Consider the following 10809-nt stretch of genomic DNA (forward strand, 5'->3'; position numbering starts at 1 on the left):
GGGCGGTCATCAACCCATCGTCAGCGCACGCCCGTGCCCTTGCAGCGCTGGCACTTCACCACCTTGTCGCCCTTCTTGAGCAGGCCTTTGCCCTCGCAGTTCTTGCATTTCTGCTTCTTCTTGATGTTCGGGCCTTTTTCACTGGTCATGGGAGTCTCCTGCCGCGAAGAGCGGTTAAGTGGCTTTGTATAGGCTGGGTGAGGTGGGGGTGGTAGCCGATAAACAGACGAATGCCGACGACGTTGGCGTTTTCAGTCTATGTCCGCGCGGATTACGGTGCAGCGCACTGGATCATGGTGCTTACCGCTTGGGGAGCGTGCTGGAGCGATGGACGCTGGATCGAGTGGAGGGGGAGGGGCTGGCTCTCGGAAATCAACCGAATTCGTCCTCCACTCAGTTGACATTGATATGCCCTCCAGCAATGCTCCGTTTGGTTGCGTTGTGGATATTTACGTCTTCTGTTTGAGCATTTTGCTGCCGCCGACCCGTACCTTATGACGGCTTGGTGACTCATATTGTGTTACGCGCACGCTTCGTCGTGACGGCGCAATTTAGGTTTGGCATCCGCCATGATCAGGACTTCCTCGAGCCACTCAGGTCGTTTTTTTTGGCGCCTCATATTGCTTTTGCTCGTAATCATTCCATTCCTGCCAATAATAATCATAGGTCTTACCTCGACCTTCGCCCTGGTGGCAGGCTGCGGCTTGGATCAATCGGGGCCATGTAACGTCGCTTCGCTGCCGGCAAGTACTATCATTAGCTTTGCGTTACAGGCCTGTGCTGGTTGGGTGATGACTGCCTCTCGCACAGATGCCAGATGGCTTTATGCTTTCCATGCCGGCGTAAGTGCATGGCTGTGCTTGTGCCTGGTTGTCATGAGTCTGGGATGGACATCAGTCCAGAGCCGTCTTCGAGTGGGAGTGGCTGTCGTCACGGCATTTGCGATCTTGCCGTACTTCGGGCCTGCGCTTGCGACCGCAAATCTCGTGCATGACACATGCACACAGAATGCCGGTCGTGTAGGGGCGTGCATGCTTTTTGGCGGCCGTGTCGGGACTGAGCAGTATAATCCGATGCACGAGGCGCTGATCATCGCTAATCAGGCAGGCAACGGGTTCGGATTAGTACTCACTATATTCGCTGTCTACTTGGCAATCGTAACGATTGTTTGGACCGGCTCGAAAAAACGTCCAAACAGGGCCGCTGAATGAAGTGCTGTAAGCGTTATTGCAATCTCAGGTAATCTATCGCGCAATTGACCTGCATCGTTGGGAGACAATCAATGTTGCCGACAATTTCAAAGGCTTTTTTCCTGATTCCAGTCGCTCTGTTGTTCTTGACGCCGCATCCAGCAACCGCACAGGCAGGGCCCAGGGCACCTCAGCTTCGTGTGCCGTGCGGTTATCGCACGGCAGAAGGGGGACGTCTGATCAGTGCCGAGTACTCGGCACCGTGTGCTCGCTATTACGCGCCCTACGCCATGCAGGCTGCAGCCGCTTATCTGCCTGTTGGCAACTTTGAAACGGCCCGCACTCAACCGACGGGATCGGACGTCGAGCTGACTTTGGGGGCGCTTGGGTTGCCTGCCGCGGGAGATCTTTCGGATCACGCAAGGAAGTTACTGACAGGATGGCGGTACGAATTTGGCAGCGAAGGATACATCACCTGCCTTCACGACAAGGATGCCGCTTATCCCGAGGATGAGTCTTGCGAGCGAGCATCTGCTGGCTGGCTTCGACGCCGACTCGCCTTTGGCGTGGGGCCTGCCTTCAACGTGTGGGCGCGCAGACGAACGGATCGCTGTGTGGAGGTAAGTATTGTTTTCCGTGGGACCGCAGGTTTGCGCGATTTCATCAGCAACGGCCGCAGATACACCGGCTGGGCTGCGGACGAGGCCTATCAGCAATTGTCGCGCAATGTTGATGCGATCGTCGGAAGGGTTGCAAAAATGGGCTGCTTCCGAAAGCGGACTCAGATTGTTGCAGTCGGTCATTCGCTCGGGGCCGGTTTGGCTGAATTTAGCGCGTTCGCGAGGAAGGGACGTCCGCGTATTACGAAGGTCTTTGCGTTCGATCCGTCGTCAGAAACGGGGGAGGGGTTGATTGACCCGGCAACCGTGAATGCAAACGTGAAGGGAAACAGGAAGGGGCGAGGGCTCGAAATCGATATTGTCTACCAGCCGGGAGAAGCCCTCGAACAGCTGCGGGCATCTGACCTTCAGTTTCCTCTCGATCGGAAGTGCGAGCCTCTGGTGCGGACGGTGAGGTTCGATGTCGTCAGGGAGCGCGGCCTCGTCGCTCAACACGCTATCAGAGGGAATGGAGGTTTTGCCTTCGGAATGGTTGAGACGTCGTATTTCGATGGCCAGCCGACGTCGGCGCCGCCTCCAGTCCAGGACTGCAAGACGCGATATCGGCGTCCGTCAACCAGTGACGATATGGTCGTTCAATCGGGCGCGCGCGCCACTTATGCTCGAATGGATCGCTCTTCCCTCAAGGGGTTTTCAGCCGGCCGAAAGTACTCAGGGAAAAGGTTCGCCGTTGGGCAGCTCTGACCCTGGGCAATCAAGATCATCATCCGAGAAGCTTCTCGGGGGCTTACGGTGACAGTACTGTCACCGTAGTCCCGGCGTTCAATCAGGGACGTCCGCGAAAACTCGCGCTGGACGGGCCGCCGACCGTCTGGATCGGCTCACCGGCCGCGCGGTCCAGCGGTGGGTGCGGCCTGGCGAGTCCGACTGTTCCGGGAGCTGCGTCGTTGCTGACCGCAGGCATGTTGACGCGCTCCATCGTGATCGTGGCCACGATGGCAACGGCGAGGGCGATAGCACTCAAAACCAGGGTCATCCGATTCTGGTCTTCCATCGTCAGACCTCCGCGAAACGGCTCCGTAGCGCGGGGATAATGCCGGATCTGCGGTTTAGTTGCTCTCACCTCGTTCAGGCTGCGCCGGACCACGCGTCGCCCGTCGTTCTCCGCGCGGCTGCGCCACGCGAAGCCCACAGGGCTCAGATGCTCGCCTTCAGGCCTCCAGCTTCTATTTCGCGCTCGCGAAAGCATCCGCTGCGTAGACGACCTTGCCGCCCACGACAGTCAGCAGGGACGCCGTGGCGCCGATTTGCTCGACGGGGACGGACAGGAAATCCCGATCGAGGATCGCGAAGTCGGCGAGCTTGCCGGTCTCTAACGTGCCGCGCCGCGTCTCGTCGAAGCAGAACCAGGCGCTTCCCACGGTGTAGAGGCGCAAGGCATCTTCGCGGCTGGGTGTTTCGTCCGGGCCGCGCGTCGATAGTCCGCCGACGGTCTTGCCGTCGAGCATCCATTGCAGCGCCACGAACGGATTGTAGGATGCGACCCGATGCGCATCCGTGCCGGCCCCGACATGGACCCCCATGCGCAACGCCGTGACGATGGGCGGCATGCTGCGCGCGGCTTCGCCGGCCTGCGCCACCATGCGGTCGCCGCCGAGATACATCGCGTCCTGCATGGTCCAGCCGACACCAAGGGCTTTCATGCGCGCCAGCGTTTGGGGCGAGGTGTTGTCGAGATGGGCGATGGACCAGCGCAACGGCGCGAGCGGCGTCTCCTTGTTGACCTCGTCATAGAGGTCCAGGAGGTGATGGACGGATTTGTCTTCCTGCCAGTGGATGGTGACCGTCAGCCCTTGTTTGGCCGCCCAGCGAATGATCTCGCGGAACTTGTCCCTGGCGGCCGCATCGGGCGCGTTGTTGTTGTACATGGCGCCGGTGATGCGCTCGCCTAGTCCGTTGAACCGCAGCATGTCGTCGCCGAATCCCATCGGCAGGAACGGCGTGAGCGACTTGTACTCCTCGAATTCCGCGCCGACATTCTGGGCGAACAGGCTGAAGGCAACCCGCACCGAAAGTGATTTCTCACGCCAGAGCTTTTGCAAGGCGGCGTAATGGCTGGGATAAATGCTGAAGCCGCCGGGATCCACGATCCCGGTCACGCCAAGACGGTTGAGCTCCGTGAAGAACTGCCGGGTCCCGGCGACATTCTCTTCGAAGTTCGGCCTCGGCAGGCGATCGAACAGCGCGGAGATACTGACAATGGAGCCGTTGAGCCAGCCCGTGGTGTCGCCCGATGCGGCGGGCTCAGTCGTGATACCGGCCGGCAACTGATCTGCGGAAAGCCCAAGGGCCTGCTGCGCTTTTGGCGTCATCAGCACCGCCGAATAGAACAGCTGGATGTAAGCCGGATTGTCGGGAACGGCCGACATCACCTCGGCGAGCGTCGGCCGCCGCTTCTCCGCAAATTGCAATTCGCTCCAGCCACCGGCCACGATGATCCAGGACGCCGGGCGCGCTTTTGCCGCCTGGCGCAAGCGTTCCATGGCCTCGCCGATGGTCTTCGCGCCGATCCAGTTGACCTCGGTTGCGTAGGTCAATCCGGCGCGCACGGCGTGAATATGGGAATCGATCAATCCCGGGATGATCGTGCGTCCGCCGGCATCGACACGGCGCGTCGCGGGCCCGATCAGGCCTTCGATGGCATCGTTGCCGCCAACTGCAACGATCTTGCCTTCGCGGACTGCGAGAGCCTGCGCGATCGTCGATGCAGGATCCAGCGTCACGATTTTTGCGTTCGTGACAATGAGGTCGGCCTTTTGTGCGTAAGCCAAACTGGCCCAGCACGAGATCACCAAAATCGCCAGAAGCTTGCGCATGTTCAGTCCCGAAATGAGAGAGGCAGGAGTGAGAGGCAGGAGCGGCGCCGCACATCCGCCGCTGGATGCGCTCGCGGACATCGCGTGTCGCAACGGGGAGTGTCGTGATCTTGACCACGTCTGGCACCAACAAAATCAGCCGGTCCACCGGAAAGTTCGGTAACGGCTCAAGCAATTGATGTTGCAGCCCGCCTTCGCCCGATGGGCTTCCGCGCGGCAGCCTCACTCGCTTTGCACCGAGCGGGGCGTCTCCCCTGCTAATCCCTTGTCAGCTTGCCGGATTGCGCGCCGTGACGATCCAGGTCGCTCTGTCGATCATCACCGACCGCTCGCCGGCGCGGCCCGCGAAGGCGGCACGAACCGCGGCCGAGGCGCGGGCGCGGATGTCGTCGGGCTGATCAGCGAGCGCGCGCGCCAGCGGGCCGACCTCGAACGTCATCTTCACCGCGTCGTCGACCGCCGCGTCCCGCGTCTCGCCCTCGCCAAACGGGATGGAAACATCGAAGGGCGCGATAGCGATATCGGTGAAGCCGGCCGCCGTCAGGATGCGAACCACCCGCCCCGGTTGCCGAACGAGAATGGGCCGGGCACTTCGGGATCGGGCGGCGTCGTCGGCGGGACGATGCCTTTGATCGCGTCCATCGGCAATCGCACCCAATCGTTCTCGGCCGCACCACGCCAGCAGACGAAAGCGACCCGCCCGCCCGGCTTGAGCGCACGGCGCATATGAGCGAACGTCGCCGTAGGATCGTCAAAGAACATCACCCCGAAACGCGAGAACAGGATGTCGAACGCGCCCTCGGGCAGCTCGGCTCTGCCAGCGTCGGCCACTCGGAACTGGACCGGCGTATCCGGTGGCGCAAGCGCGCGCGCTCGGCCGATCAGCGGTTCGGATATGTCCACGCCCAGCACATAGCCCCCCGCGCCGACGCGGGCGGCCAGAGCCAGACTCGACGCGCCCGCGCCGCAGCCGATGTCCAGCACGCGTTCGCCCGTGGCGGGCGCTGCGGCTTCGATCGCGGCCTGGCCGAACACCGCCACCCTGGCATCGAGCCGGGCCTGGTGGGCGACCCAGCGCTCCCCGCTTTGGCCATTCCAGTCGGCGACCTGATCGGCATTGTGCTTTGCCATGACATGTCCTTGTTCTGGCCCGGTCACTGGAAGCAGTGGCGACCGCCGGGACTTCCGAGACGATGCAGTTCATCCGGCCTATAAGCGAAAGATTACGGCTTGCGCGCGTCTGCCTTCTGAAAGTCGTCCCGATGCGCGCGCACAAAGTCCTCGACCGACATCGGCGACACACCGGTCAGCAGGTTCACATCGTCCGAGGATCGGTCGTATCGGCCGTCCCGGTGCAGCAGTGCCATCGACTCCAAGTGCGCGACCACGTGTGCGGATGCGCCAAAGGATCGCAGGCTCTCCAGCCACGGTTCCAACGGAATGTTCATGTAGGTGATTGGACGCCCCAAGACTCTTGTGAAATCTTCGGCGACCTCGCGAAGAGTCTCCGCACGAGGACCGGTCAGTTCGTAAACCTTTCCAAGGTGAGACTCGGGATTCACCAACACCTCTGTCACGCACCGCGCAACATCGTGGGCGGCGATTGGCGACGTCTTTGCCTCTCCGAAGGGCAACATCAGCGCGTTCTGAGCGGTGATAGTCGGAACGGCAAATCGCCAGAAGAACGCGTCCATGAAGGCGGTGGGACGGATCGTGACCACCGGCAAGCCGCTCCACCGCAACACCTGCTCGGCCAGCCAGTGCTGCTTGTGCTGCGGGCTGCGCGCGGTCTCGCGGATGCTCATCTCCGAGACCGTCATCTGCGACATGTTGACGAATGCTTCGACGCCATGGTGCCGGGCAACCGCCGCCACGTTCGTCGTAGCCTCGAGATACTTCTCGCTGGCCGACATGCTGAAGTACAGGCGCTTGCAGCCATCCAGGGCGCGGTGCACCGCGTCCAGGTCGAGCAGATCTCCGACGATCACCTCGGCACCAAGTGCCCTCAGCGATTCCGCCCGGCCGTCATCCTGCCGGACCATGGCGCGCACCTTCAGCCCGCGCTCCAGCAGAGACTTCGTCACGCTCGGTCCGATCGCTCCAACTTGGCCAGCGGCACCGGTGACAAGGATGGGATGGGAGTGTTTCATGTCAAGGTTTCTCCGCGAGACCAACAACGGCGCTCGTGCCGGTGACGAGAATGATGTGACCGAACAACTTCACTGGCGAGTCGTGGACCTGATGTTGAATTGGTAGTGCCCGCGGACGTCGCGTCTCGGCTGTGCCGTTTCTGCTCGGCGCGACTCACGACGCCACCATGTCGGCGTGAATCGCCTCGACGACCGCGGCGGGGTGGGTCAGCGGGATCATGTGTGCAGCGCCGGGGACAACGACCGTGCGGGCGTCGAACGCTCCCGCGAGCAGACGGCTCACCGACCGCGGAGGGGCCGACGTCCGCTCGCCGACGAGCACCAAGGTCGGCACCGCGGTCGAGGTGAACTCGGCGAGCGTGGTCCGATCGGCTGCGCTGGCGGTCATCTCGAGCCTTAGCCGCGGTGCGAGCCGTGTAACCAGCGCACGCCCCTTCTCGCCCAGCGCGTTCCACGTGCCGGCGCCGCTCCAGTGCTCCACCAGCAGGCAGGCGGCCGCACCGTGATCCGGCCACGCGCGCATGAACCGATCGCAGAGGGTCTGCCCCTCGCGCAGGGCGTCTTCTTCCCCGGGCACGCGCAGCACGCTGACGACCACAGGATCGATCAACGTGAGCCGCGCCACGCGAGACCCGACGGCCAGCCGCAGGTGAAGTCCGAAAAATGCCCCGAGTGAGTGGGTGACGAGGTGGAACGCGCCGACGCCCTGCATGTCGAGCCAGCCGCGCAGATGGGAAACCTCGTCCTTTGGCTGCCACGCCTCGCTCGGTGTCGGCGACCGTCCGTAGCCGAGCATGTCGGGTGCCAACGCCCTGGCGCCGCGCGCCTCAAGACCTGTGCGGACCGCGGCCCAGGAGTGGGAGCCGGTGGCGGAGCCATGGAGGAGCACAATGGGAAGGTCGTCGACCATCGGAAATCCTGATTTCGGGTAAAAGGGAAACTTTGATCTCAAACCAGCATCGACTGCTGGGCGAAGATACCTGCCATCGCGCCTTGCCATGATGCCGTGGTGACCGAGGGCAAGAAGGGCGTGGTGAGGTCGCCGGCGGCGTAGATGCCGGGCATGCTTGTTTGGCGGCGCTCGTCGACCTTGAGAACGATGCCGCCCGGCGTATCCACCGTGGCGAGGCCCAGTGATTCATGCAGGCTTGCGGACGGCTTGGTGCGCGGATGGGCGAACAGGATGTCGACTGCGACATTGCGGCCGGTATCGAGATTGACGGTGGCGATATGCCCCTTGTGATGGGCGATCCCGGTGATCCGGCCATCGACGACAGGTATGTTGCGGCGCGCCAGATCGGCCTTAATATCAGGCGGAATGTCGCGACCATCGGCAAAGACAGTCAACTTGTCGGTCCAGTCGAGGAACAGCTTGGCCTGATTGTGCGACTGCGGGCCGGACCAGACGAGGCCCCAATGCTGGCCGGCGACTTCAAAGCCGTCGCAATAGGGGCAGGGCACGATTGACGTCCCCCAGCTTTCGGCAAAGCCCGGAACGTCAGGCATCTGGTCGGCGACGCCATAGCTCAGGATCAAGCGCCGCGCCCCAAGGCTTTCGCCATCGCCGGTGAGGACAGAGAAACCGTCGATGGCGCCGGAGACGCTGTCGGCCCGGGCACTGACCAGCTTGATCGTGGGATAACGCGCCAGCTGCTGCCGCGCCTCGGCCAAGATGTCCAGCGGCGCCTTGTGATCGTGGCCGAGCAGGCCATGCGAGTGGCCAGCGAAGCGGTTGCGCGGCAGGCCGGTATCGAGAACGGTGACCTTGCGGCGGGCACGGCCGAGCTGCAGGGCGCCGGCGAGACCGGCAAAGCTGCCGCCGATGATGATGACGTCATCCATGGTGATGGGCTCCGTGGGAGGACAGGTGGAAACCTGCCCAATGGCTTGCATATTTCAGACACTGCGTGGTATCGTAATTCAAGTATTAGAATACTGTCAAGTACTGGAATTGTGGTGACCGAAAACAGACGGGGACGGCGCGGCCGGCCCGCCAACGAGGCGCTTGGCCAAACGATCCTTGACGCAGCGCGCGAACTCTTTGTGGAATTGGGTTTTCAAGCGACGACCTTGGACAAGGTCGCCCAGCGGGCGAAGATATCCAAGCTCAGCATCTACAGACACTTCGAGAACAAGGAGGCGCTGTTCAGCGCGGCCATCGCGGCCGGCTGCCATCAGTTTACACAGGCCCTTTTTGAAGGCGTCGATGGTTCGGCCGAAGATCAACTCATGGCGGTGGGATCATCCCTGCTTCGCACGCTGTTGAGATCAGATGTCCGCAATGTCGAAGCCATGATCATGGCCGACACGACCAATCAAAAGTCGTTAAGCAAGCTCCATTACGAAGCCCGCCCCGCGCATGTCATCGCCCAAATCGAGGCCCTGTTGCGTCAGTTGCACGCGAAGGCGCTTCTGAATGTGCCCGATCCTCTCCGGTCCGCCCGCTTGTTTGCCGCGCTTTTCAAAGGATCCGATCTCCTGATGATCGCACGCTTCGATCAGGCGAGAGCAGAGGACGACGACGAAATCGAATCCTATTGCCGGTCGGCCGTCGCCATGTTCATTGCCGCGCACGGTGGCAACGACCACGTGGGCGGATATTTGCCTGCCCCAAGGTCAAAAGACGAAATTTGAATCGTGCGTGACCGATGTCGTCAAAATAAGCGAGACCGGTTTCATAATCATGGAGGCTGATGAGCTTTCGATTGGCGACAAGATCGCGGAAAAATACGGATTACGGTGACAGTGCACAAAACTTATCGTTGCGCGGAAGCGGGACCCTCGGCAACGCACTGCGCCCAGTCAGTCCGCCTCCGCCCTGCGGGCTTCGGTGTGACAGCCTTCGTAGCGCTGGCTTGCCGAGCCGAAGCTCGCGAAGCGAGCGAAGGCTGGTGGGCCGGCAGGACTCGAACCTGCAAACAGACCGTTATGAGCGGCCGGCTCTAACCATTGAGCTACAGGCCCCGCCGCGGGACGGCCTGCGAAGATGCGCGGCCGGCAACGGTGCGCGGTTCGTTTACAGAGACGGAGGCGGGGGTGCAATGCTGGTGGGGTTACGGTGTCAGTGCTGTCACCGTAACCTCACCGATGCTCTCCGCTCTACACCTGCATGTTCTTTATCGCAGCGGACAATTGTAAGTCGTGACGATATAGATTCCACGACGCATCCGTTTCGAAGCAACGATTTCGCAAGTTGATCCGACGTGGCGGAGCCACTCCGAAGCTCCGCCGTCCTGAGTGAGGTTATCGCCCGGGTTCGAGACGAGGTAAGCGTCGTTTTCCATACCTGCACTCCCCCAGCTTTCCCAATCAAGCATTACCGAGTCCCTGTCTGCGTACCATTGCAAGGCGTCCTTGTGAGTGCGTAACCAGGCTAGAAACCGAAGTTCATCCTTCGCTGCCGGCAGTGCCCAGAAGATTCCGCCGATCAGCGTGAGCATCACGACCAGCGAGATGACGATCGAACGTGCTCGGGGTGAGTTCCTCTCAACTCCTGCCCAGATGCAGAGTCCGAGGCAAACCAATGCCACCGCGGGCAAGTAGAGTGAGATGAGAAGCAGAAACGTGCCAAAGTTCTTGCTGTCCCACGCCAAGGGAGTCGCAGTCGCAACCCCGACAATAGCGGCAACAAAGGGCAGCCACCGTAGCGTACGAGCCTCTTTCTCCGGGGCTTGAGCAAAGGAGGTCATGGTCGCAAATTTATCGAAAAGATCCTTGGAGTTGCAAGCACGAACCGGCTTTCGACCGTCTGCTCTCGGGCGGTAACCTTCGCATCTTGCGTGCCATAGCCGCCTGCACCGGCCTCGCAGCAGTTCGTCCGTCTTCGCTCTCACTTCGTTCAAGCTACGCCGGACACCACGCTTCGTCCTCGTTCTCCGCGCGGCTGCGCCACGCGTAGCCCGAAGGGCGAAGCGTGGTGGGCCCGGCAGGACTCGAACCTGCAACCAGACCGTTATGAGCGGCCGGCTCTAAC

9 protein-coding genes, 1 tRNA gene and 1 pseudogene are annotated in these 10809 nt (G+C 61.8%); 2 read left to right on the plus strand and 9 right to left on the minus strand.

The features are described 5' to 3' along the window. Positions 1–20: 20 nt before the first annotated feature. Complete coding sequence (locus IVB47_RS35480; protein ID WP_007600646.1) at positions 21–149, minus strand: hypothetical protein; 129 nt, start codon at positions 147–149, stop codon at positions 21–23. Between the two features lie 1133 nt (positions 150–1282). Between IVB47_RS35480 and IVB47_RS35030 the strand changes: the two genes are divergently transcribed. Continuing rightward, complete coding sequence (locus IVB47_RS35030) at positions 1283–2554, plus strand: hypothetical protein (RefSeq protein WP_247468505.1); 1272 nt, start codon at positions 1283–1285, stop codon at positions 2552–2554. Between the two features lie 82 nt (positions 2555–2636). On the opposite strand, the gene IVB47_RS35035 is transcribed toward IVB47_RS35030, so the two are convergent. From IVB47_RS35035 to IVB47_RS35060, 6 genes and pseudogenes are all read right to left on the minus strand, one after another. Further along, complete coding sequence (locus IVB47_RS35035; RefSeq protein WP_247468508.1) at positions 2637–2864, minus strand: hypothetical protein; 228 nt, start codon at positions 2862–2864, stop codon at positions 2637–2639. Positions 2865–3036: 172 nt separating this feature from the next. Then, positions 3037–4686 (minus strand): amidohydrolase, encoded by a 1650-nt coding sequence (locus IVB47_RS35040; RefSeq protein ID WP_247468511.1) that lies wholly within the window; start codon positions 4684–4686, stop codon positions 3037–3039. A 268-nt stretch (positions 4687–4954) separates the two neighbouring features. Beyond that, positions 4955–5817: pseudogene (locus IVB47_RS35045) on the minus strand (methyltransferase domain-containing protein). Between the two features lie 92 nt (positions 5818–5909). Further along, complete coding sequence (locus tag IVB47_RS35050; RefSeq protein WP_247357197.1) at positions 5910–6836, minus strand: NmrA family NAD(P)-binding protein; 927 nt, start codon at positions 6834–6836, stop codon at positions 5910–5912. Positions 6837–6990: 154 nt separating this feature from the next. Further along, the gene (locus tag IVB47_RS35055; protein WP_247468513.1) at positions 6991–7746 is read right to left on the minus strand and encodes an alpha/beta hydrolase; all 756 of its coding nucleotides are present in this window, start codon (positions 7744–7746) and stop codon (positions 6991–6993) included. Positions 7747–7784: 38 nt separating this feature from the next. Beyond that, on the minus strand, positions 7785–8678 hold the full coding sequence (locus IVB47_RS35060; protein WP_247468516.1) for an NAD(P)/FAD-dependent oxidoreductase: 894 nt from the start codon (positions 8676–8678) through the stop codon (positions 7785–7787). Between the two features lie 114 nt (positions 8679–8792). Between IVB47_RS35060 and IVB47_RS35065 the strand changes: the two genes are divergently transcribed. Further along, positions 8793–9470 carry a TetR/AcrR family transcriptional regulator gene (locus IVB47_RS35065; RefSeq protein ID WP_247468520.1) on the plus strand — a complete coding sequence of 226 codons (678 nt, stop codon included), beginning with the start codon at positions 8793–8795 and terminating at the stop codon, positions 9468–9470. Positions 9471–9725: 255 nt separating this feature from the next. Here IVB47_RS35065 and IVB47_RS35070 read toward each other — a convergent pair. Together IVB47_RS35070 and IVB47_RS35075 are read right to left on the minus strand one after the other, a co-directional pair. After that, positions 9726–9801 (minus strand) — tRNA-Ile (locus IVB47_RS35070). Positions 9802–9952: 151 nt separating this feature from the next. Then, a complete protein-coding gene (locus IVB47_RS35075; protein ID WP_247468523.1) occupies positions 9953–10525 on the minus strand; it encodes a hypothetical protein in 573 nt (190 codons plus the stop codon). Positions 10526–10809: the final 284 nt, after the last annotated feature.

It is taken from the genome of Bradyrhizobium sp. 62 (assembly GCF_023073035.1).
Lineage (GTDB): Bacteria > Pseudomonadota > Alphaproteobacteria > Rhizobiales > Xanthobacteraceae > Bradyrhizobium.